This is a genomic window from Paenibacillus algorifonticola (genome assembly GCF_050481745.1).
Classification (GTDB): domain Bacteria; phylum Bacillota; class Bacilli; order Paenibacillales; family Paenibacillaceae; genus Pristimantibacillus; species Pristimantibacillus algorifonticola_A.
Window position 1 is genome coordinate 44,284 of sequence record NZ_JBCNGR010000036.1, and the last position, 24,901, is coordinate 69,184.

At 51.1% G+C, this 24,901-nt stretch carries 12 protein-coding genes and 2 pseudogenes; 13 read left to right on the forward strand and 1 reads right to left on the reverse strand.

Features of this window, described 5'->3' with window-relative positions; all coding sequences use genetic code 11:
- Positions 1 to 137: 137 nt before the first annotated feature.
- From ABEW34_RS25505 to ABEW34_RS25540, 8 genes and pseudogenes are all read left to right on the forward strand, one after another.
- Positions 138 to 671, forward strand: a pseudogene (locus ABEW34_RS25505) (TerD family protein); the annotation flags it as partial.
- A gap of 111 nt (positions 672 to 782) precedes the next feature.
- Positions 783 to 1,481 carry a vWA domain-containing protein gene (locus ABEW34_RS25510; protein WP_430163201.1) on the forward strand — a complete coding sequence of 233 codons (699 nt, stop codon included), beginning with the start codon at positions 783 to 785 and terminating at the stop codon, positions 1,479 to 1,481.
- Positions 1,482 to 1,767: 286 nt separating this feature from the next.
- On the forward strand, positions 1,768 to 4,659 hold the full coding sequence (locus ABEW34_RS25515) for a cellulose binding domain-containing protein (protein WP_430163204.1): 2,892 nt from the start codon (positions 1,768 to 1,770) through the stop codon (positions 4,657 to 4,659).
- A gap of 192 nt (positions 4,660 to 4,851) precedes the next feature.
- Positions 4,852 to 5,994 (forward strand): annotated as a pseudogene (locus ABEW34_RS25520) (glycoside hydrolase 5 family protein); the annotation flags it as partial.
- Positions 5,980 to 6,768, forward strand: a complete 789-nt coding sequence (locus ABEW34_RS25525) for a cellulose binding domain-containing protein (RefSeq protein ID WP_430163207.1) — start codon at positions 5,980 to 5,982, stop codon at positions 6,766 to 6,768. The pseudogene ABEW34_RS25520 and the gene ABEW34_RS25525, both read left to right, overlap by 15 nt.
- Before the next feature lie 191 nt (positions 6,769 to 6,959).
- Complete coding sequence (locus ABEW34_RS25530; RefSeq protein ID WP_430162594.1) at positions 6,960 to 10,049, forward strand: hybrid sensor histidine kinase/response regulator; 3,090 nt, start codon at positions 6,960 to 6,962, stop codon at positions 10,047 to 10,049.
- 16 nt (positions 10,050 to 10,065) lie between these two features.
- Positions 10,066 to 11,193, forward strand: a complete 1,128-nt coding sequence (locus ABEW34_RS25535) for a response regulator (protein ID WP_430162596.1) — start codon at positions 10,066 to 10,068, stop codon at positions 11,191 to 11,193.
- Between the two features lie 801 nt (positions 11,194 to 11,994).
- Positions 11,995 to 16,590 carry an S-layer homology domain-containing protein gene (locus tag ABEW34_RS25540; protein ID WP_430162598.1) on the forward strand — a complete coding sequence of 1,532 codons (4,596 nt, stop codon included), beginning with the start codon at positions 11,995 to 11,997 and terminating at the stop codon, positions 16,588 to 16,590.
- Between the two features lie 370 nt (positions 16,591 to 16,960).
- On the opposite strand, the gene ABEW34_RS25545 is transcribed toward ABEW34_RS25540, so the two are convergent.
- On the reverse strand, positions 16,961 to 17,656 hold the full coding sequence (locus tag ABEW34_RS25545; RefSeq protein ID WP_430162600.1) for a uracil-DNA glycosylase: 696 nt from the start codon (positions 17,654 to 17,656) through the stop codon (positions 16,961 to 16,963).
- A gap of 315 nt (positions 17,657 to 17,971) precedes the next feature.
- Between ABEW34_RS25545 and ABEW34_RS25550 the strand changes: the two genes are divergently transcribed.
- The 5 genes from ABEW34_RS25550 (at position 17,972) to ABEW34_RS25570 (ending at position 24,771) form a co-directional block, all read left to right on the forward strand.
- A complete protein-coding gene (locus tag ABEW34_RS25550; RefSeq protein ID WP_430162602.1) occupies positions 17,972 to 19,315 on the forward strand; it encodes an ABC transporter substrate-binding protein in 1,344 nt (447 codons plus the stop codon).
- Positions 19,316 to 19,513: 198 nt separating this feature from the next.
- Positions 19,514 to 20,458, forward strand: a complete 945-nt coding sequence (locus tag ABEW34_RS25555; protein ID WP_430162604.1) for a carbohydrate ABC transporter permease — start codon at positions 19,514 to 19,516, stop codon at positions 20,456 to 20,458.
- A gap of 3 nt (positions 20,459 to 20,461) precedes the next feature.
- Positions 20,462 to 21,304: a carbohydrate ABC transporter permease gene (locus tag ABEW34_RS25560; RefSeq protein WP_430162606.1), complete on the forward strand. Its 843-nt coding sequence runs from the start codon at positions 20,462 to 20,464 to the stop codon at positions 21,302 to 21,304.
- Between the two features lie 39 nt (positions 21,305 to 21,343).
- Entirely contained in the window at positions 21,344 to 23,155 is a 1,812-nt protein-coding gene (locus ABEW34_RS25565) for a sensor histidine kinase (RefSeq protein ID WP_430162608.1), read from the forward strand.
- Positions 23,152 to 24,771: a response regulator gene (locus ABEW34_RS25570; protein ID WP_430162610.1), complete on the forward strand. Its 1,620-nt coding sequence runs from the start codon at positions 23,152 to 23,154 to the stop codon at positions 24,769 to 24,771. Before ABEW34_RS25565 ends, ABEW34_RS25570 begins: the two co-directional genes overlap by 4 nt.
- Positions 24,772 to 24,901 lie beyond the last annotated feature (130 nt).

A 24,901-nucleotide genomic window follows, 5' to 3' on the forward strand; every position in this document is an offset into this window, starting at 1 on the left:
GATGAAAGCTTCTTTTTCAAGCATGCCGGGGCATGCGGGGAAAGAGGCTTTTTCTCTCTCCTATCGCGCGCCTGTTTGCTATAATCGGTATAGATGATCTTATTTACCATTCTACTAGGCGAGAGGAAGATCCATATATGCAATTGCTGAAGGGGCAAAAAGCGGACGTCACCAAAGGGAGAAGCATCGGCAAGCTGGCTGTCCAGTTTGGCTGGAAAGCGGGCAGAAGCGAGCTTGGCATCGATGCTGCGGCGTTTCTGCTGTCAGAGCGCGGCCGCTGCGAGCGGGATGAGGATTTTATTTTTTATGGCAATCCATTAGCGGCCAATGGCGCTGCCGAGCATAAATCAAGCGGCCAGCAGCTTGGCAAGGAAGCAGGCGATCAAGAAGGGATTGAGCTTGTGCTTGGGCGCCTGCCGGAGCAGATTGCGAAAGCTGCTTTTACGGTGACGATCTATGATGGCGAGCAGCTCGGACATGCTTTTCAGGATGTAACGGGGCTTTATGTGCGGCTGGTTAACCTGGATACGGGGGAAGAGCTGCTGCGCTATGAATACGGTGCGGATTTGGTGAAGGAGACAGCGGTCGTAGCGGGGGAGCTGTATCGTCACAATGGCGAGTGGAAGTTTAGCGCGATTGGCAGCGGCTTTAACGGCGGGCTTGCCGCATTATGCTTGAATTATGGGCTTGAGCTGGAAGGAAATGCGGCAGCGGGCGGGGATGAGTCATCCCAAGCTTCAGCTCAGGATCAGGCTCGGGCAGAGGCTGCTGCGGCTGCGACAATGGAAGCACCTGTACAAACCGCCTCGCTGAGCAAAATCGATTTCCGCAAAAAGCTCGTGCAATACACACTGGAGAAAAAGCAGCTGACGAACGTCGTGGCCAGAGTAGGCGTTGTGCTGGATATTTCCGGCTCTATGATGGCGCTGTATAAAAACGGCACCGTTCAGGAAGTCGTGGAGCGGATTTTGGCAGTTGCCTGCAAGTTCGATGACAATGGCACGCTCGACGTCTGGGTATATGATAATGAATACAGCCGTTTGCCGTCGGTAACGGAGCGCGATTTTGGACAATACGTCGATAAGCATATTTTAAATAATGACCGCATTCATAAGTTTGGGCGCAATAATGAACCCCCGGTTATGGAGGATGTGATTCGCAAATATACGGTGGAGGAAAATGATCCAACACCTGTGTTTATTATTTTTATTAACGACGGCGGGGTAGTGAAGTCGATTAAGCATACGATTACCCGCTCCGCGGTACAGCCGATTTTCTGGCAGTTCGTCGGCATTGGAGACTCTAATTTTGAAGTATTGAAGCGGCTGGATACGATGGAGGGGCGAATCGTAGATAATGCGAGCTTTTTCCATTTGGACGATATTGCGGCCGTATCGGATGAGGAATTGTATGATCAATTGCTGAATGAGTTTCCGATGTGGATAAAAGCAGCGAAGGAGCAACGCATTATTCGGTCATAACGATAAGGTAACCCTGCTCTGCTCTGAACTGGGACAAAGCGACTCAAGTGGCCATTGCCGCTGGCTGGAGCGCCCAGGTTCAGAGCCTTTTGCATGCGGGGAATTCAAAATAACCGATTTCCATATGAAAATATATCCATTTTATATAGTGCTTGGCTTATATTTTATGTGCTAGAATGAAAGCGTATACATTTGGAAGGGAGTGGTTGCTCATCCATATTTATATGCTAAGTGTTTGTGTTATATCATTCCAATTGAGGAGGGTATTCATTTGATCAAACATTCAATGCGCAAGCTGGGCACGCTGGCCCTAGCGATTACAGTTGTAGCCGGCACCGCAATAATCGGAAATCCGCTGCAGGCGCAAGCTGCACCAAGTGAAGCATACACGTGGAAAAATGTAGTGACTGGTGGGGGAGGCGGCTTCGTCCCGGGGTTTGTTTTTAATAAAAAAGAGCCCGGACTGCTCTATGCCCGTACGGATATAGGCGGTGCGTATCGTTACAATGCGTCGACAGGCAGCTGGAAAGCGCTGCTGGACCACGTGGGCTGGGATGAGTGGAATAAGACTGGCGTGGACGCTCTGGCTACCGACCCGGTCGATCCGAATCGCCTGTACATTGCGGCTGGCACCTATACGAATAATTGGGACCCGCATAACGGCTATATTATGCGCTCCATGGATAAAGGAGACACCTGGCAGGAAACGCAGCTGCCTTTCAAGATTGGCGGCAATATGCCAGGGCGATCGATGGGCGAGCGGCTGATGGTAGATCCGAATAAAAACAATATTCTTTATTTTGGCGCACGCAGCGGCAATGGCCTGTGGAAAAGCACCGACTATGGCGTGACGTGGAGCAAGGTAACGGCGTTCCCGAATCCGGGCAATTTTGTCGAGGATCCCACTTATGAATACACGGCGGATATTATGGGGCTCGCCTGGATCACCTTTGACGAGTCGACGGGTTCGCCAGGAACGGCGACGCAAACGATTTATGTCGGAGTAGCAGATACAGCGAGCAGTATTTATCGCAGTACGAATGGCGGAGTAACCTGGTCTGCCGTTGCAGGACAGCCGACAGGCTATTTGCCGCATCATGGCGAGCTGGATTCGAATGGGCAGCTGTATGTTACATATAGCAACGGTACCGGTCCATATAACGGCTCGAAGGGCGATGTATGGAGGCTGAATACAGCAACTGGCGTGTGGACGAACATTAGCCCTGTACCTTCTAGCAGCGCGGATAATTATTTCGGCTATGGCGGTCTTGCGGTGGATGCTCAGAACCCGGGCACATTGATTGTCGCAACGCTAAATTCATGGTACCCGGACGCAAACCTTTATCGCAGTACGGATAGCGGCGCAACGTGGAAGCCGATTTGGCAGTATAGCTCTTACCCGAACCGCGACTTCTGGTACACACAGGATATTTCGGCTGCTCCATGGCTCGATTGGGGCGTAAGCTCTGCGCCGCCGGAAGTATCGCCTAAGCTCGGCTGGATGATTGGCGATATTGAAATTGATCCTTTCAACTCTGATCGCATGCTATATGGTACAGGCGCTACGGTGTACGGCACGACGAACTTGAGCGCTTGGGATAGCGGCGGCAAAGTGGCGTTGTCCGTTATGGCCAAGGGCATTGAGGAAACGAATGTAAATACGCTGCTTAGCCCACCGACTGGTGCTCATCTTCTTAGCGGCGTATTTGATGTATCAGGCTTCCGTCATGATGATTTAACCGTATCGCCTGCCAAAATGTTCATAAATCCAAGCAGCACGACAGACATGGATTTTGCCGAGCTGAATGCCGGATTCATTGCGCGAGTTGGAAAGGCAGACAAAGCGAAATATCCTAATGAAAAATCGATTGCTCTGTCCTACGATGGCGGAACGAACTGGTATAGCCCGAATGCAGAGCCCTCTGCAACAACGGGCGGCGGCTTCATAGCGGTTGCGGCTGACAACAGCTCGCTCGTATGGAGCACATCCGATGTCGGTGTTTATTATTCCAAAACGACCGGCAACTCATGGACAGCGAGCACAGGCATTCCAGCTGGCGCAAAAGTTGTTTCAGACCGCGTCAACAAAAACAAATTTTATGCGGCGGCGGCGGGCAAGTTCTATGTGAGCACCGATGGCGGAGCAACATTTGCAATGACCGCAGCTGCGGGGCTTCCAGCAGAAGGAAATATAAAATTTAAAGCGCTTCCAGGCGTGGAAGGCGATATTTGGCTGGCTGGCTGCAACGAGGCGAGCGGTGTATACGGTTTGTGGCATTCGACAAACTCGGGCGCATCGTTTACGAAGCTTAGCAACGTCGAGGAAGCAGATGTCGTTGGCTTCGGAATGGCAGCGCCAGGCCAGACGTATCCTGCGCTATATGTATCGGCGCAAATCGATCAAGTCAGAGGGTTTTTCCGCTCCGATAATGGCGGGGCAAATTGGGTGAGAATTAATGATGACCAGCATCAATATGCGTATACAGGCGAAACGATCACGGGCGATCCGCGCATCTTCGGACGCGTATATATCGGCACGAATGGCCGTGGTATCATCTATGGCGATACGGTGAATGGTCCAACTCCTACACCGACGCCAACGGCGACACCAACGCCAACAGTGACTCCGACACCAACGCCGACACCAACACCAACGGCGACGCCGACGCCGACACCAACACCGACGCCAACAGCGACACCGACGCCGTCCCCGTCCCCGGCAGGCAGCTTTAAAGTGCAGCTGTTTAACGGCGGTACAGCGGCAACAACAAACACGCTTAATCCGAAAATCAAGCTGGTTAATACGGGCACAAGCCCACTTAATTTGGCCGATGTGACGCTCCGTTATTATTACACGATTGACGGCGAGCAAGACCAAAGCTTCTGGTGCGATTGGTCAACAGTTGGCAGCACCAACGTTCATGCATCCTTCGTCAAACTGCCGACGGCTGTAACGGGGGCAGACTATTACGTTGAAATTAGCTTTGCCAGCGCAGCGGGCTCGGTGGCGGCGGGCCAAAGCATCGAGCTGCAGACGCGGATATCAAAAAACAATTGGACCAACTACACCCAGACTGGCGATTATTCGTTCAATTCCAGCGCAACAAGCTATGTAGATTGGGACAAAGCTACCGGGTATGCAGCGGGCAGCAAGCAATGGGGCATAGAGCCAACTTAATGTAAAACAGCAAAAGGCTCATGCACCGGTTTGTAAGGTGCATGAGCCTTTTATGGTGGCGCTGCCGCTGTTTTTGGTCACCAAAGTGATAGGAAAGAGGTAACGATTCGACTAGTTTCGAGGTCTTCCTGCTAGATAATAGAAGGATAGCGATTCCATTTCAGATGAAAAAACTAAAGGAGGCTATTTCGAATGAAGCAGCAGCTCAAACGGCTCATGATTTTTTCACTGGCGCTAGCTATGGTGTGCGGGTGGACGACGGCTGATACGAAGGCCAACGCCGCAGATAGCGATGCATTCGTTACGACAGCAGGAAGCAAGTTTCAGCTGGATGGCGAAGACTTTTATTTTGCCGGAACGAACAACTATTATTTCCACTATAAGTCACAAAAAATGGTCGATGACGTATTTGCGGACATGGTGGCGATGAACCTCAAGGTCATTCGGATTTGGGGCTTTCATAATGGACAGCCGCAGGACAATGCCGTCCTGCAGCCGACCCCCGGTGTATATGACGAATCGGGATTTACCAAGCTGGATTATGCGATTTATAAGGCTGGACAATCGGGCGTTAAGCTGGTTATTCCATTCGTGAACAACTGGGATGATTTTGGCGGCATGAATCAATATGTTGCTTGGTTTAATGCCGGCTCGCACGATGCCTTTTATACGAATGCTTCTATTAAACAAGCTTATAAAAACTATGTAAACTACATGCTCAATCGGGTGAATGCGTACTCAGGCGTTAAATATAAAGATGATCCTGCCATTATGGCATGGGAGCTGGCGAATGAGCCGCGGGCCCAATCCGATACAACGGGCAACAAGCTGGTTGCTTGGGCGGATGAGATGAGCACCTATGTCAAATCGCTAGATGCGAATCATTTGGTCGCTGTAGGCGATGAAGGCTTTTATAACATTCCGGGGCATTCGGACTGGATGTATGGCGGCGGGGAAGGCGTTGATTGGGAAAGGCTGATTGCGCTGCCGAATATTGATTACGGCACGTTTCACCTATATCCGGATCATTGGAACCGTACAGCGCAGTGGGGTACGCAGTGGATTATTGACCATATCGAGGACGGCAATGCGGCGCAGAAGCCAGTCGTGCTGGAGGAATTCGGCTATCAAAATCAAGCGACCCGCAATCAGGTTTATGCCGAATGGCTTGGTGCAGTTGAGCAATATGGCGGTGCGGGCAGCCAGTTTTGGATTTTAACCGGCATTCAGGATGATAATACGCTGTATCCCGATTATGACGGCTTCCGCATCGTATATCCAAGCGCGACGGCTACGCTGCTGACTAATCACGCAAATGTGATGAATGCCAAATCGGGTGGCGGGGGAACCGGGCCCATACCGACAGTGCCAGCAGCACCGCAAGGCGTAACAGCTACGGCAGGCAATAGCCAGGCGGCGCTGTCCTGGCAGGCGGTCAGCGGGGCGACCAGCTATAACATTAAGCGCGCAGCTTCAAGTGCGGGCCCCTTTGCCACAGTAGGCACGACAAGCAGCACCAGCTATGTGAACACGGGGCTGGCCAATGGGACGACTTATTATTATGCCGTTAGCGCGGTGAACACCGCGGGAGAATCGGTAAATTCCTTGCAGGCAAGCGCAACGCCGGCCCTTCCGAGTACGGGGACGGGCGAGCTTAAGGTTCAATACAAAAACGGCGATTCTGCCGCGTTGGACAGTCAATTAAAGCCGCAAATTCGTATCGTTAATTCGGGAACAACGGCTGTGCCGCTTCATGAGCTCACCATTCGTTATTGGTATTCGTCAGATGGCTCGCAGCCGCAAATTTTCGATTGTGATTATGCGACCGTAGGCTGCTCCAACCTTAGTGGCAGCATTGCTGCGTCAGGCAAGACGAGCGCAAATGCCGACACTTATTTGGAAATCAGTTTTGGCACGGGAGCTGGGAATATTTCAGCTGGCGGCGGCCATACCGGCGAAATGCAGAACCGCATCCATAAAAACAGCTGGACCAACTATGATGAGACCAATGACTATTCGTATAATGCGGCAAATACAGCTTTTGCCGATGCCAGCCGCGTCACCTTGTATCGCAGCGGGGTGCTCGTATGGGGGGAAGAGCCGTCGTAATGACGGCTCTTTTTCAATTATTTCTTCGAATATGTTCAGAAAAGGTTCAGAATAGAAGTTATAATAGAAGAAAGAAATAATAACGATAGTTTGCACGATTAAGCAGTGCCTGGTGAGTGTGACTCAGCAGGCTTTTACATTGTATAAACGATATATAAGGGGCTTTGTAACGCTGCGGGGAGAGACTATGAATGCTTAATCGAAAGAACATCGGCATGTTCCTGATGATAATAGGAATTATGGGCACAATTTTCGCGCTTATTTTCCATACTGTTGCAGATAAACAGGATGTGCGTGCTGTAAATGGCGTGTTGGACTTGAGTAACTGGAGTTTTGTAGAAAAGGGGGCAGTGAAGCTGGATGGCGAGTGGGAGTTTTATCCGAACCAGCTGCTGACTCCGAAAGATTTTGCCATAGCTAACCAGCTGCCGCAGGAGCAGGCTCTACCGAGCAGGCTGGTGAACGTGCCAGGGAAATGGAATGCTTATTTGTCTGGAGAAGGAAGCAGGGCGGGTATTGGCTACGGCACTTACCGTTTGAAAATTCAGCTTCCCAGCCATTTGCGGGAAATCTATGGGGTGTACACCTCCAATATTCGCATGGCCAATCGCATTTATTTAAACAATCAAATGATTGGTGCCAGCGGTGCCCCAGCGACCAATGAATACGATGGCGTTCAAAACAATGTGCCTTATATTGGGCTTGGCACCGTTGCGGGCGATTCGGTCGAGCTCATTGTGCAGGTGGCGAACTACAGCTATGCAACAGGCGGCATCATTTATTCGATCACCTTCGGGGACCAGCATACGATTATTAAAAACCGGGAGAGGGATATTTTACAAGGGGCGCTGACGATTGCCGGATTTTTGATCCCAGGCTTGTTTTGCTTGCTGCTATACGCGCTTAGAAAACAGGAGAAGGGGCTGATGCTCCTCGGGCTTTTTTGCTTATCATCCATGATATTTATGATGACCCAAGCGGAGCGGCTCATTTCCCAGATTATTCCTGATATTCCGTATTCCTTCGTGCTGAAGCTGCAGCCAATCTCATCGGTATTTGTGTATTATTTTTTATTATGCATCGTGAATGAAATGCTGCCAGGCATCGTGCATGCCAAGGTGATGCGGTTTTTGAAATGGCTTGCTGGCATTACCATTTTGCTGGAGCTCATTGCGACGCCATTATTTATATCGAAGCTGGAAGTATTAATTATGGCTCAAGGCTTGTTGATGATCGTATATTATATTTATGTCATTATCCGCGGGGTAGGACGCAAAGCGTATACGGATCCCTACTGGTTTTTAAGTCTTCAGAGCATTGTCATGATGATGCTTGCTTCCATGATGCGGGCCTACGGATTTTTGGAAAGCACCATGCTCATTTCCTTCGAAATGCTGCTGTTTGTGTTCGCCCATGCGGGCTTGTTTGCGAAACGCTTTACGAAATCCATTCGCGAGGTGGAGCAGCTTTCAGAGAAGCTGCTGACGCTTGATGGGCTCAAGGATGAATTTATGACGATGACCTCGCACGAGCTGAGGACACCGCTGCACGGCATTATTAATATGGCAGCCTCCATGCTGGAAGGCGCTGCCGGACCGCTGAACAATACGAAGCAGGCGGAGCATTTATCGATGATTGTCTCGACGGGCAAGCAGCTGTCCGCCCTTATTCAGGATATTTTGGAATTCGCAGAGCTGCGGGGCGGTGTGATGAAGCTGGCGAAGCGAAAAATTTATTTTCAGCCGGTGCTTCATGCGGTCGTGGAGGTTGTGGAGCATCTGCTCATCGACAAGCAGGTGCAGATTCAGCAGCGGCTGCCCGCCAATTTGCCTTTGCTGGATGCGGATGAGGATCGGCTGCGGCAAATTTTGTACAACTTGCTGGGCAATGCAGCCAAGGCGACCATTCAAGGGAAAATTACAATTAGTGCGGTGACGCAAGGGAATAAGGTGAGGGTGGACATTTCGGATACAGGAATGGGCATGTCGCCTGAGCAGCTGGAGACGATTTTTCTTTCTGCACGTAAAGCAAAGGCTGAGCTGCCGGGCTTTCAAGGCTCGGGCTTCGGACTGCGCATTACAAAGCAGCTTGTGGAGCTGGGTGGTGGAAGCATTAGTGTCCATTCAATTGCGGGACAAGGGACAACATTCAGCTTTACCATTCCGATCGCCGCGGGCCAGCAAACAGACGAAGCGGATATCGCCTATCAGGAGCAGGCCGCCGCAATCGAGCTTACTGCTTTGCTGAATATACCACCGCCCGCTGCTGAATTTCGCGTACTCGTCGTTGACGATGATCCGATTAATTTGCAGGTGCTCATTAATTTGCTTTCTATCGAACGCTGTGAGGTAACAGCGGTAAGAAGCGGGGATGAAGCGCTTGAAGAGGCGCTTGCTGCTCCGGCCAAATATGATTTGGTCATTACGGACTGGATGATGCCGAAAATGTCGGGCATTGAGCTTTGCCGCAAAATCCGCGAGCGCTTCCTGCTGTCTGAGCTGCCAGTGCTGCTGCTCACGGCCAGAACGAAGCCGGAGGACATTAAGCTTGGCTTTGAGGCAGGGGTCAACGATTATATCGGCAAGCCCGTTGATGCAGGCGAGCTGCGTGCCCGGGTTCAAACGCTGCTGGCACTCCGCAAGTCGGTTAAGCTGGCTGTACAGGCGGAAATGGCATTTTTACAGGCGCAAATCAAGCCCCATTTTTTATACAATGCTTTGAATACGATTATTGCGGTTTGTCCGGTAGATCCGTATAAAGCAATGGAGCTGCTGATTGAGTTAAGCCAGTTTTTGCGCAGCAGCTTTGATTTCCATAATCGCGATAAAATGACGACAATCGAACGTGAGCTGGAGCTGGTCAAGTCCTATTTGACGCTGGAAAAAGCGCGTTTTGATGAAAGGCTGAAAATTGAATACGAAATTAGCTGTGATGAGCTTGCGCTTATACCTCCGTTGACCATTCAGCCGATTGTGGAAAATGCGGTTAATCACGGCGTCATGAAAAAAGAAGAAGGCGGTACCATTAAGCTGAAAATTTCTGAAGTGGATAACTGTATTATGGTTCTTGTAGAGGACGATGGTGTAGGCTTTTCCCCTGAACGATTATCGCAGGTGCTTTCGGACAAAGGGACGGGACGCGTAGGCTTGAGCAATATTCATCAAAGGCTGGTTAATTTGTACGGCAGCGGTTTGGTCATTGATGGACAGCGGCAGCAAGGAGCGGAGGTAAGCTTCCGCTATCCGAAAGAGCTGCGAGCAGGCACGTATAACGAAGCATAAAAGGGAGTCGGTGGCGATGAGAGTCATTTTAATTGATGATGAAAAGCCGGCGCTCGCTCACATTGAATGGTTGTTCGAGCGGGACGGACGCTTACAGGTGGCAGCAAAATTCATCTCGGCCAGAGATGGCATTCAGGATGTGCGGAACACGCCCGCCCAAATCGTCTTTCTGGACATTAATATGCCGGGGCTGAATGGGCTTGAGGCGGCGGAGCATATCCGCAGCATTAACCCTGACATACGCATCGTATACATAACGGCCTATTCGGAATACGCGATTGAAGCGTTTGAGCTCAATGCACTCGATTATTTGCTGAAGCCGGTTCATCCGGAACGGTTTAAGAAGACGATTACTCGCATTATAGAAGATTACAGTCGGGGTAAGCCGGAGCAGCAGCAGCTGCCCGGCAGGCAGGTGCTCTGCTTCAAGCGGCTGGCGTTTCATGACGATGGAAAAACGAATACGAGCCTCCGCCTGCGGACGCTGAAAGCGCAGGAGCTGTTTGCTTTTTTACTGCATTATAAAGATCAATGGGTCGCCAAGCAGCAGCTTCTGGACACGTTATGGCCCGATTCGGATTATGAGAAAGCGATGATGCTGCTTCATACGTCCGTCTATCAAATTCGCAAGCTGATGAAAGATTGGAAAGCAGAGGCGCTCGTTGAGTTTGCGCTCGACAGCTATCGTCTGACGAGCAATGGATTAGAGCTGGATGTCGAGCAGTTTGAGCAGGGAGCTGCCGCAATCCGCGCCATTGAGACGGAGCAGCAGCGTATTGCGGCGGAACAGACGCTCAGCCTGTATGCCGGGGACTATTTTGAAGAGCATGATTTTCTGTGGGCAAGGCAGCGCCGGGATGAGCTTAGAGCGAAATATGTGCGGCTTGTCCGCAGCCTTATCCACTATGAGAAGAACGCTGGGCACGAGCAGGAGGCGCTTAAGAGACTGCTGCTGCTGCATGAGCAGGAGCCTTATTCGGATGAGCTGTGCCGGCAAATATTAAATCTGCTAGGCCAGATGGGTGACCAGGAGGCACTTGTTCTCTATTACGATGATTTTGCGCGATTGCTTCTCGAAGACTTAAATTGTGAGCCGGAGCCAGAGACACAGCAAGTGATGAAGCATTTTAAAGGCACTATATAAAAGAAAACGGAGGTTCAGCTGGATTTGCTGTTCCTTTATTGGAGGGCAGCGTGGCTGAGCCGCTTTTTTTTATTTTAACTAGGATGTGCATAGGCAAACGGGAGCCCTTCCTGCTGCTGTGTCTAGCTTAGCGCTATTTTGGCTTTTGCTGCGATTTTGGGCCTTAAGCGGACAGGAGATCCGCTATTGCCTTCGTAATCCCTTCAAAATGACGACTTTCAGCGCATTAACGGCTCCTGAGTCCGCAGCCTGTGCAAAAACCTTGATTCTGTTGAAATAGCGGCTGCTGTGTCCGCCCAATTGTGTCAACGAAGTATAGATTTGGTATTCGTCTTTGAGTCTTTGTGTCTACGTGTTTTTGTGTATAGGTGTTTTTGTGTATAGGTGCAGGGAGCAAGCCCCTGAAACGAAGAGCCTGAAGCTGACCTTCGGCACGTATGTTCAACTTCATGAGTGGGAACCTCTCCGTTAGTAAAGGGAATACGTTTGCCGCTGGCTACTATCAGGGTCGGGTTGGGGAAGGACGGAGATGTTACGGGTACAATCCAGTTAAAAATTTAAATGCAATTGGATAAAATGTCTAGTTTTTAATCAAACAGCTCTGTTTTTTGGCGTGGTTTATTTCGGGAAATTCCCTATAATTGGAGAAGTATTCTCCAGACAGGCAAGGGTGCCTAGTGTATTTTCGCAGGCTTGGCAGGTTTGCCTATTTTGGAAAGCGCTTTATTTCTGCAAGGGAAATAGCAGCCCTGCTGGAGAATGGCGGAATACAAACCTAATTTCAGGGAGGTAATAACGGTAATGCGAATGCGCAAGAAGGGGAAAGGAACCGCAGCGATGTCAAAGTTCCTGTCATGTCTTTTAGCACTTACTCTCTTAGTCCCAGCTTTTTCTATACCTGCCGCGGCAGCTGATTCGGTGCTTGTAGCCGATAATTTCAGCAGCTATGCGCTTGGCGATCTAACAATTGGAAGCGGTAACACTTGGACGAAGGAAGGCGCTGCGCCAGCTTTTAAAGTCAAACAGGATTCCGTTACAGGTTCTACTTATGGAGCGATTACGAATGAATCGACTGGCTCCTCTTATATTGGCCAACGCTTTGCCGGAGAAAGCGGCGGTTTAATCGTTGAGTTTGATGTCAATCTGCCAACGAATAAAGGAGGTGCGCTATGGGTTATGGATGGCAAGGTGAATGCTACCAATTCCGCCGCTGCTCGCTACCAGCTGGATGCTGGCGTTATCAAGCAGCATAATGCAGCTGTGGATAAGCAGCTTGCTTACGATGTGACGCATTGGTACCGTTTCAAAATGGTATTTAATGTGCCAAGCAAGCAATATAATGTAAGCGTTACCGATTTGACGACGGACGAGATGGTAAATTGGCCGTCCGCTTTTTACAGCAATCGGGAGCGGATCAGCAGCTTTGGCTTCTATGTCAACCCGAATGGCGGTCAAATCAATGTGACGAATGTGCGTGTAACCGCGCTTGACGTGAAGCTTGCTGGCCTGGTGCTTGGCTCAGGCGACTTTGCACCTGTGCTCAATCCGCCATTTGATCCAGGCGTGTACGATTATTCGGTAGAGGTGCCGTATTCGGCGACTTCGCTGGATGTAACACCAACGGCAAGCAACGCTGGATTTGTTGGATTGAAATTGGATGCCAATTCAATTGCCAGCGGACAGCAGAGCACGATTCCTTTGACAGGCGACGAGACGGAGTTTGGCGTTTCGGTAGGCTCGTCTGCTTTTACAGACATTAGCCGTACGTACAAGGTGAAAGTCAATAAGCTGGAAAAGGCGCCAAATGTGACGTATGTCGTCACCGAAGCGCATGATGAAACAGTCAAAATCGGCTGGGAACAGCCTCAGGACCCTGCTTTTAAGGAAACTCGCGTTTATTTGAAAAATGAAGACGGTTCCTTGACACTGGCCGATACGGTGCCAGCGGGCAAATACATTTCGACTATAGCGGGGCTATCGAATGGAACGACCTATTCATTCGTGGTCAAAGGCGCTTATGAATATGCGGGTGAAGCGGTTAGCGAGGCAAGCGGCGTGGAAATAAGCGAAACGCCAATCAAGCTGGCACCTCGCCAAATGGAAGCGCTCGACCGCGGCCTCGTTGCGGTAAGGGAAACCGACCATGTGTATGTAGGCTGGCGCTTGCTGGGCACCGATGCAGAGGATATTGCCTTCAACCTGTACCGTGATGGCGTGAAGCTGAACAGCACGCCAATTACAGGCAGCACGAACTATGCGGATGCGAGCGGAAGCAGCAGCTCCACGTATTATGTGAGGGCCATTACAGGTGGAGTGGAGCAGCCGCAATCGGAATCGGTTGACGTATGGGATACGAACTATTTGAATATTCCGCTTGAGAGGCCGGAAGGCGGCGTAACGCCAGATGGCGTAGCTTATACGTATTCGGCGAATGATGCTTCCGTTGGCGATTTGGACGGAGACGGGCAATACGAAATAATTATGAGCTGGATGCCAAGCAATGCGAAGGACAATTCGCAGGCTGGGTATACAGGCAATGTGTATGTTGATGCTTATAAGCTTGACGGCACACGTCTGTGGCGAATGGATTTAGGCAAAAATATGCGCGCAGGCGCCCACTATCTCGATATAATGGTCTACGATCTGGATGGTGACGGCAAAGCCGAGGTGACGTTCCGCACGGCGGATGGCACGATTGATGGAAGCGGCGTTGTCATTGGCGATGCCAATGCGGATCACCGCAACGCCAGCGGATATATTTTGACCGGACCGGAGTTCCATACGGTGTTTGAAGGCGCGACAGGCAAAGCGCTGGCAACGGATGCTTATGAGCCGGAGCGAGGCAATGTTGCGGATTGGGGCGATGCTTACGGCAATCGCGTTGACCGTTTCCTAGCGGCGATTGCCTATCTCGATGGCGAGCGTCCAAGCATCGTCATGCAGCGTGGTTATTACACGCGGATGGTGCTTGTCGCGTACAACTATCGCGATGGTGAGCTGACGAAGGTGTGGACGTTCGATTCCAAAACGCCAGGCAATGAAGATTATTACGGCCAAGGCAATCACCAGCTAAGCGTTGCTGATGTGGATAATGATGGCCGGGATGAAATTATTACAGGCGCGGCAGCCATTGACGATAATGGAAAGGGGCTGTGGAGCTCCAAGCTCGGCCATGGCGATGCGATGCATCTGAGCAATCTTAATCCGGATCGACTGGGACTGGAATTGTTTGCGGTGCAAGAGGATACCGCCGTTAAATATTCCTACGATATGAAGGATGCGCGAACAGGCCGTGTATTATGGGGACAGCTGCAGCTCGGCATAGATGCTGGACGCGGTTTGTCAGCCGACATTGACCCAAGGCATAAAGGCGCGGAATCATGGGCAATCGATGGCGCATGGAACAGCTCGACAGGCGGCCTGTTTAATGCGAAAGGGGAAAAGCTGTCCGCGAGCATTCCAACGTCCAACTTTGCGATTTGGTGGGATGGCGACCTCAGCCGCGAGCTGCTTGATCATAATTGGCTCGGCGATCCTCGCGTAGGCGTGCCAAAAATCGACAAGTGGGATTATGAGAACGAGACGCTCGTTAACCTGGAAACATTTACAGGCACTTATTCCAATAATGATACGAAAGGCAATCCGAACCTGCAGGCTGATCTACTTGGAGACTGGCGCGAGGAGGTGGTGCTGCGGACGGAAGACAGCAACGCGCTGCGCATTTATACAACAACTGCTGTAACGGAGCATCGGATTCATACGCTTATGCATGATCCGGTGTACAGACTCGGCATCGCCTGGCAAAATACGGGCTACAACCAGCCGCCGCATACAAGCTTCTATCTAGGCACAGATATGGAGATGCCAGCAAGACCGAATATTCGTACGAACGCGATTGCAGCAACTGGTCTTAGCATTTCCGCTCCTTCGCAGGAGGTAACGGCTGGCCAGCAGCTGCAGCTTAGCCCGGTATTCTCGCCTGGCGGAGCGACGAACAAGTCGGTAACGTGGGCCGTTGCAAATGAAGATGGCTCAGCAACAACGCTTGCAACGATTCATGCAAATGGTTTGCTGTCGGCAGTGGCAGCAGGCAAAGTGAAGGTGACGGCGACTGCAAATGACGGCTCAGCGGTGAGCGGTGAGCTCGTTGTAACGATTAAGGCAGCCGGAACAGTAAATCCCGGATCAGGCTCCGGATCGGGCGGAGCGGGTTCAACGACTCTACCGACGTTAGCTCCGGCTCCTGCCCAGGTTGAGCTTAAGCCTGTCGTAACGGTAGATGCTGGGGGCAAAGCATCGGCAGAAGTGACTTCGGCTGAGCTGACGAAAGGACTGGACGAAGCAGCAGGCAAAAATCTTGCGATTACCGCTGTGCCAACCGGTGCAGCAAGCTCCGTTCAAGTAACGCTTCCAGCACAGGCGCTGAAAGCGGCTTCCGGCAAACAAGTGAGCCAATTAGAAGTGAATCTAGGGCTAGCGAGTTTTGTGCTGGATACAGCTTGGCTTTCCGGACAAATAGGGGCTGGTGCAGGGAAGCTGGAAATATCCGCCGCTGAGGCCGATATAAGCGATCTTTCCTCCGATGCGAAAGCTCAGCTCGGGAATGCAAAAGTGTATGATTTGACGTTGACGATTGATGGCAAAGCGATTTCTTCTTTCGGGGGCCATGTTAAAGTGGCCTTGGACTACAGCCTGAAAGCAGGAGAAAGTCCGAATAAAGTAGTCGTCTATTACATGGATGCTAATGGCGAATTGCAAATTGTGAAAAATAGCAAATATGATGCGGCGGCAGGCCACGTCACCTTTAGACCCGAGCATTTCAGCAAATATGCCGCAGCGTACGTCAACATTCAATTTAAAGATATTGACCGTGTAGCATGGGCGAAGGACAGCATTGAATCGCTTGCTGCCAGAGGCATTATTGATGGCATGGGCAATCAGGCCTTTAAGCCTGATCAGCAAGTAACGCGTGCGCAATTTCTGAAAATGCTGCTGCAAACGTTCGATTTGGAGCAGGCGGATGCAGCGAGCACGTTTAGCGATGTGCAGCCAGGCAGTTGGTATTACAGCTCCGTGGCGAGCGCGCAGGCGCTGGGAATTGTTGAAGGCAAAGCCAATGGCACCTTTGGCTTTAATGATGAGATTACGCGTGAGGATATGGCCGTTATGGCCCACCGCGTCATTCAGAAGCTTGAGCTGAAGCTGAATGCACAAGGTCAGCCAAGTGCTTTTAAAGACAGCTCGGCGATTTCCAGCTATGCGAAGCAGGCAGTAGATATGATGCAAAGCGCAGGCATCATTAAAGGAACAGGCAATGGCAGCTTGGAGCCAAAAAGTCATGCGACGAGGGCGCAAGCGGCGGTTGTCATTAACCTGCTGCTTGGGGCGAGCAATTAAGACTGCGGACAGGGAACAACAGGAAACAGGATATGGACTGTAGAAAGCAGATAAGGGGAAGAGGCGGCGCAGTGATGCGCAGCCTTTTCTCTTTATTTTCAAAATTGTTAAAATCGATTGAAGGAGAGGGGATGGGGAGATGAGCGTAGGATGCGGAACCCAACTGTTGATGGTGCTGGTTATTTTCGCTGCGCTGCTGATTTTGCTGTCTATATGAAGGCGGTGTGCGTTTATAAATGCTGACCAGCAATAGCATCGTGAACACAAAGCAGGCGCTCCATCTGACTTTACGGCCGGATGAGCGCCTGCTTTGTGTTTTTTTGGCATGTTGTTGTTATTGTTGAAGCTGCTCGTTGTGTTAGCGAATAGGTTAACGCTCCAACTGCTCGGCCTTCATGGGCAATTGCCAGTCAATTTCCTCGCTGCCGATGCTGCGAAGAAAGGCGTTGGCGCGGGAAAAGGGCTTGCTCCCGAAAAAACCACGATCCGCCGAATAAGGGCTGGGATGGGGAGAAGCAATGAGGTGATGCCGGGAACGGTCAATACGGGATGCTTTATCCTGAGCATGCTTGCCCCACAGTATAAATACGATGGGCTGCTCCCGCTCGTTCAGCACCCCAATGATTCGGTCGGTGAATCGCTCCCAGCCCATGCCTTGATGCGAGCCTGCGCTGCCGGCTCTTACGGTGAGCACGGCATTAAGCAGCAGTACACCCTGCTTGGCCCATGAGGCGAGATAGCCGTGGGCGGGAGGCGTGCAGCCAAGATCATTTGCCAGCTCCTCATAAATATTTTGCAGCGATGGGGGAATGCGCACACCGGGTTGGACGGAGAAGCTGAGGCCATGCGCCTGGTTAGTCCCATGATAAGGATCCTGTCCTAAAATGACGACCCGCGTATTTTCAAAAGAAGTATAATGAAGGGCATTAAAAATATGATGCATATTAGGATAAATGGTAGTGGTACGGTATTGCTGGGCGAGCTGTGAGCGCATTTCCCGGTAATAGGGCTCCGCAAGCTCGGCGTTCAGCAGCTCCGCCCAATCATTATGAAAAATAGTCGCCAAGGTAAAATCCTCCTTAATTGCGTATGACTCTTATTCTAGCATAAATGAATAGTTGCCTAAAAATAGCGATTAAGAGTGTGTAATTAAACCAGACCTGGCCTGATGCGCCTTACTCAGAAGTTAATTGAGGACCGTCTCATCTGATTGGAGCGGGCTCGCTTACATTTGCATACATGTCCTAACTGGGCATCTAGAAATTGGCGCATTACCTTTTTGATGATTTAGATTACTATAGTTAATTCTTTGTTGCGGAAAAATCGTCTACAATAGGTTTTGTAAGCACTTACAAAAAAGAATGGTTACAGGAGGTCAAGCATGATTAAAAACAAGATTGGTATCGTAATGGTCCTTTCCCTGTCGCTTATCTTTGGGGGATGCTCGGCAAAAGGAGGCAATGAGCAGCCGCAAGCCCAAGCAAGCACAGATAGCAGCAGCGGTAGCGGCAGCACCAGCAAGGTCGAATTGAGAATGACCTGGTGGGGCTCGCAAACCCGTCATGATTTGACCATCAAAGCGCTCGAGCTGTTCCAGCAAAAACACCCGGATATCGTCATTAAGCCGGAGTATTCCGGATGGGATGGGTATTTTGACAAGCTGTCTACGCAGGTGGCTGGAGCGAACGCGCCTGATCTCATTCAAATGGATTACGCTTTCCTGACTGATTATGCGAACCGCGATGCGCTTCTTGATTTGGATACGTATACGCAAAGCGGAGACCTGAAAATTGACAAGCATGATCCGAGCATGATTACAGCCGGTACGGTAAATGACAAGCTTTACGCAATCACGCTTGGGGTGAATGCGCCAGGTGTCGTATATAGCTCAAAGGTTTTTAAGGAACTGAATATTGCAGACCCTGATACAAGCTGGACGTGGGAGGACTTCGCGAAAATCGCACAGCAAATTAAAGACGCCAAGGGCGATGGTTACGTCGGGGCGGCTGACAATTCCGGCACTTTTAATATTTTTCAAATTATGGTTCGCCAGAACGGACGCGCTTTGTTTGAAGACGGCAAGTTCGGCGCGACGAAGGAGGATTTCACAAGCTGGTTCCAGCTATGGAACGATTTGCGGGCGGGCGGGGCTATTACTTCACCGGAAGCAACGGCAACCATGACGACGGCTTTGGAGACGCGGCCGCTGGCACTTGGCACGGGGGCAATGGATTTTACATGGTCCAATCAGTTAATCGCGTTCCAGAAAGCGATGAAGGATGCGGATGATGTGTTGAAAATTCAAGTGCTGCCGCATTTGAAGGGCGAGGTGAAAAGCGGAGAATACCTCAAGCCAGGCCAATTTATGTCCGGTTACTCCAAAACCCAGCACCCGAAAGAGGTAGCTATGGTTATTGATTTCCTGGTGAATGACCCTGAAGCGACGGCTATTCTTGGCTCGGAGCGCGGCGTTCCTGTCAACTCGGATATTCGGACACAGATGGCGTCCACGCTGTCGGAAACCGACCAAATGATTTTCAACTTCGTCGATACGGTAGCAAAGGATAAAAGCGACATTGACCCGCCTTATCCGCAAGGCTTCTCGGAAGTGGATAAAAGCTTTAGAACGCTTAGCGAGCAGATTGCCTTCGGCCAAGGCGAGCTCAGCAGCAACATCGACGAGTTTATGACCAGCTCCAATGCGGTGCTCAGCAAAGCTAAATAACAAGTAAATGAAGCGATCACGCAAAGTAGCAGCAGCCGAGAGGGCCGCCCGCAAAAGAGGCGGCCTTTCCTTGGATATAAAAGCCATTATAGGATTCATGCCCGATAAGCGGCATATCTTTCACCGCGGAACGTATGTTTGCCGCCCAGCGATGGCGATAGCCGTTTACGCATGAAGCAAGGGAAGAGGGGAAACGCGATGACAGCAACATCGATGACGAAGCCGCAAAAACGCAGCAAACGAGCTAAAAAATCGGCAGCCAGCCAAAATAACCGCGCCGCCTTATTTTTTCTCGCGCCATGGCTGATCGGCCTCATTTGTCTGACGCTCGGCCCTGTGCTGGCGTCGCTCTATTTTTCACTGACGGATTACAGCATTCTAGCAAGCCCCAATTGGGTGGGACTCAGCAATTATACGGAAATGCTTACGACTGATAAGCTGTTTGGAACGTCGCTCAAGGTTACTTTCACATATGTATTCGCATCGGTGCCGCTTAAGCTGATTTTCGCACTCGGCGTGGCGCTGCTGCTTAACAAAGGAATCAAAGGTTTGGGCATCTACCGGACCATCTATTATATCCCGTCCTTGCTGGGGGGCAGCATTGCAATTTCCATGTTATGGCGGAAAATGCTTGGCGGCGACGGCCTGGTGAATCAGGTGCTGCTTAAGGTAGGCATTCACGCACCGGATTGGGTCGCGAACCCGAAATATGCGCTTTATTCAATCGTGCTGCTCTCGGTATGGCAGTTTGGCTCCTCGATGATTATTTTTCTATCGGGACTTAAGCAAATTCCGACCGATTATTACGAGGCTTCTTCGGTCGATGGAGCGGGAAAAATCCGTCAGTTTTGGAGCATTACGCTGCCCATTTTGACGCCGGTTATTTTCTTCAATTTGGTCATGCAAATTATTACGTCGTTCCAATCGTTTACGCAGGCATTCGTCATCAGCAACGGCTCTGGCGGCCCGCTGAATTCGACGCTCATGTATTCGCTCTATTTGTACAAAAAAGGCTTCGCTTTTTTTCAAATGGGCTACGCATCGGCGATGGCCTGGGTGCTGCTGCTCATTATCGGCTGCTTCACTTTCATTATATTTCGCTCCAGCAGAGGCTGGGTGCATTACGAGGACGGGGGGAAATAAGCGATGGCAGAGACGCTGCGCAATACGGTATGGCTCAAGCATTTGGCGATTATGCTGATCGCCTTCGTCATGTTATATCCGGTATTATGGATGGTCGGCAGCTCGTTTAAGCCCAATAATGTGATTTTCACGGAAATCGGCATTTGGCCTCAGCAGTGGCAATGGAGCAATTATTTAGCGGGCTGGAGCGGCATTCAGGGCAATCCATTCTCGCGCTTTCTCGGCAACTCGATGATCGTCTCCATTGGGGCGGTTCTTGGAAATGTCCTGTCCTGCTCCATGGCGGCCTATGCGTTCGCCCGCCTAAGCTTCCGATTTAAGGCGGCCGCTTTCGGGCTGATGCTGCTGACCATTATGCTGCCGCATCATGTGACGCTCATTCCGCAATATATTTTGTTTAATCAGCTTGGCTGGGTCAACAGCTTCCTGCCGCTGATTGCGCCAAAATGGCTGGCGACCGATGGCTTCTTTATTTTTCTGACGGTGCAATTTATTCGCGGCTTGCCGAAGGAGCTCGATGAAGCGGCGACGATTGACGGCTGCGGGCTCATTCAAATTTACTGGCGCATTGTGCTGCCGCTCGCAGTACCGGCACTCATTACGACGACCATTTTCACCTTCCTTTGGACGTGGGATGACTTTTTCAGCCAATTGATTTATTTGAGTGATGTGACGAAGTTCACGGTTCCGCTCGGCCTGCGGCTGTTCCTTGATTCCAGCTCGCAATCTGACTGGGGTCCGATGTTTGCGATGTCGGTGCTGTCGCTGCTGCCTTGCTTTATCATTTTCATCATCTGTCAAAAATACTTTGTTGAAGGTATTGCCACCTCCGGCATTAAAGGGTAAGCTTCATTTACTCCAAACGGTCAGGGTGATGACATTACGATGCGTACGATAGATTTTTCATTAAGGCAATCGATTTTGCGGAGAAGCAAGCTGTCCACTTTGATGGTCGCTTGCTTCGTGCTGTTGAACCTATTGTTTTTACTTGTGATTATTTGGCTGTCCTACCGTTCCTTCTCGGATGTGACCTTTAGCGAAATTAGCAAGGCGCGGCTGGCTTTGCTTAATGAAAGCACGAATCGCGGCTTCGATTTCATGACCGATATGACGAATACGGCCTATTCCGTCGTCAGCAACAAGGATGTGAAGGAAATGCTGGAGGCTGGCGCCATATCCAAATACGATATGCTCGTCAAACGGCGGGCCATTTCGGATTTGCTGCATCATACGCTGGTCGTCAATTCCGGCATCAGCTCGATTGAAATTTACACGGATAAATTTAATGATGTTCCGTATAGCTCAACGGATTTAGTGTTTCCCGTCAGCAAAATCGCTGATCAAAACTGGTTTTCTGCCTTGGAGAAGGCGGACGCTATTTGGATTCCTGAAGAAGAAAACGCTTCCTCGAAATCATTGATCGGGTATGCCCAGCATATGTTCGACAGCAAAGGGCGGACGATGGGCTATCTGATCATCAGCATGTCGCAGCAGGATGTATTGCGTAATTTTGCCGATGTGCCGATGGTGCTGGAGGGGCAGGTGCTGGTCGTGGATACAGCGGGCAATATTATTGTGAAGGTGAACGACTCGCAGGTGAAGGGCGAGGAGGTCATCCTCGATGCCGAATGGCTGGGTGACCGCTCGAAAACGCTCAGTGATGGATATGAGCTGCTGCGCAGGGACGATCAATCGTATTTGGTCGTGTTCTCCAAGCCAAGCTCAGTACAGTGGCGGCTCGTACAGACGATCCCGACCAGAACGCTGCTGAAGGCGACCTATCAGGCGGGCTGGTATGTGCTAGGCATCGGAATATTAAGCTTATTGCTTTCCGCTATTTTGACCTATTGGTTTGTGAAAAGCATCATCAAGCCGCTGCGCCGATTGATGGCGGAGATGAAGCGGCTGGAGCGCGGCGACTTCCATGCGAAAGCGACAAGCGCCTTCACCGAGGAATATGTGCAGCTTTCCTACAGCTTCAACCATATGGTGTCGCGACTGAAAGAGTCGATGGACGATGTGAAGACGGAGAGCAAGGCGAAGCGAGATGCGCAGACAAGCTTGCTGGAAGCGCAAATTAAGCCGCATTTTCTGTATAATACGCTCGATATGATTCATTGGCGGGCGCTTGATTATAAAGCTGAGGATATCAGCTTTATGATTACCCAGCTCGGCAAGCTGCTGCGCATTGGCCTGAGCGGCGGCAAGCTGTTCATCCGCGTGCGCGATGAGCTGGAGCATGCCCGCTGCTACCTAAGCATTCAGAAGGAGCGGATGACGTTTCCCATCGCTTATACCGAGCAGATCATGGACCCGCAAATACGCGGCTATTATATTCCGAAAATTATTTTGCAGCCGCTAATTGAGAACGCGGTCATTCATGGCAGCCCAGCGGACAGCTCGTCGGAGCTGGCGCTGGCACTGGATATTCGCGAGCAGCATGTGCCCGGGCAAGCGCCTTATTTGGAGATTAGCCTGACCGACAATGGGCGGGGCTTGCCAGAGGATTGGCATATGGACAAGGCGACAGGCATCGGCATTCGCAATGTGCATACGCGCTTGCAGCTTTATTGCGGGCCATGGTATGGCTTGCAGCTCGCAAATAGCGAGCAGGGAGGCGTGAAGGTGACAGTGAAGCTGCCGATCATTGAAACGGAAGCCCAATTAAAACGGTTGCTGGACGGTGAAAAAGGATGAAATCAGTGCTTCTTGTAGACGATGAGCCGCATATTATAGCGGCGCTGACGCGGCATGTAGGCTGGGAGAAGCTGGGGCTGCGCATTGCAGGAACCGCCGCGAATGGCGTGCAGGCGCTGGCGAGCTTCCGCGAGCTTCAACCGGATCTCGTCATTACCGATGTGAATATGCCGCAGATGAACGGACTTGCGCTTGTCGAAGCGCTGCGGCAGGCGGATGCGGGCTTGCCGATCGTTATTTTGAGCGGCTTCGATGAGTTTGAAAATGCGCGGCAGGCGATGCGCTGGGGCGTGCATCATTTTTTGTTGAAGCCGGCTGCTGTGGCGGAAATCGAAGGCGTGCTCGCTGAAATTATGTGCGAGCTGGATTTGCAGGCGGAGAAGCTGCGGCTGGAGGAGCATTACAAGCTGGAGCTTGACCGGCTGCTGCCATATTTGCGCGAGCGCTTGTTCACCGAGCTGCTGACGACGCGCTATCAGCCGCATGAGCTGCATGAGGAGCGGCTTGCTTATTTGAACATTCCTTCGCCAAAGCACGTGGCGGCGGTGAGCTTGCAAATGACGCGCCCTGCGCTGCTAACGAAGCTGAAGGAGCGAGACTGGCAGCTGCTCAAATTCGGCGCGAACAACATCATTCGCGAAATGCTGGCGGGCAAATTGGGCGGCTCGTCCATCCACGGCTACGCGATTGATTATTCTGATCGGCTGTTCGTGCTCATCCTGTTATCGGAGCAAGTGCAGGAGGGGGAGCTGTACCAGGCATGTGAGGAGCTGGCTTACAGCGTGACGGAAAAAATAACAGCGCTGCTCAAGCTGGAGGCTACCGCAGGCATCGGTTCGGTACGCAGCAGCTTGCATGAGCTGATCGATTCGTATTTGGAAAGCCGCGTGGCGCTGGAGGCAGCGGAATTTCAAGGGACGAGCCAGGTGTACCCTTATGCGGAATGGGCACAGCTGGATACGACGTATGACCAATATGCACCGCTGCTCAAGCAGTGGAATGTGGCGCTGACGGACAAGGATTTGGAGCGGGCAGCCCAGCAGTGGAATGCGATTTATAATCAGCTGCAAAAGGAAGCGAGCGGCTCGCTCACGGATATTCAGACGATTTGCGTCGGCTTGTTCAGCTCGCTGACTTTTTTCTGGAATGAGGCGTTCGCCCAGCATCAGCCGCCGCGTACGCTGTCGCAATTTTTGCAGGGCATCCAGCAGCATTTGACGCTTGGCGACCTGGCGCGGTGGATGAATGAGCTGGTAGGGGAATGGCTGCAAAGCGCGGCGCAGGAAATTTCCGGCCGGAAAAGCAATCGGCTTGTCGATAGCGTGAAGCAGTATGTGGCAGCGAATTTCAGCCAGGAAATCAGCTTTGCGGCCATTGCCAAGGAGCTGTTCGTGCACCCGAAATATTTAAGCCAGCTGTTCAAGCGGGTTACGGGGCAAAACTTTGTGCATTATTTGAATGATTATCGCATTCATAAAGCGATCGACTATTTGCAGTCGGGCCATCATATGGTGTACGAGGTCAGCGAGATGGTCGGCTTCAATAATCCGACCTATTTCAGCCAAGTGTTCAAAATGAGCACGGGCAAAAGCCCTTCGGATTATTTTCGGATGTGAGGGGTTAGGGTGTGTGACCTAAAGAGAGCAGATTTTTTGATGATTCGATTGATTCGTTGAACGAATGAATAGCAGCAGTACAATGCATAAAGAGAAATTTGGCGGACACAGCAGCAGCTATTTCAACCGA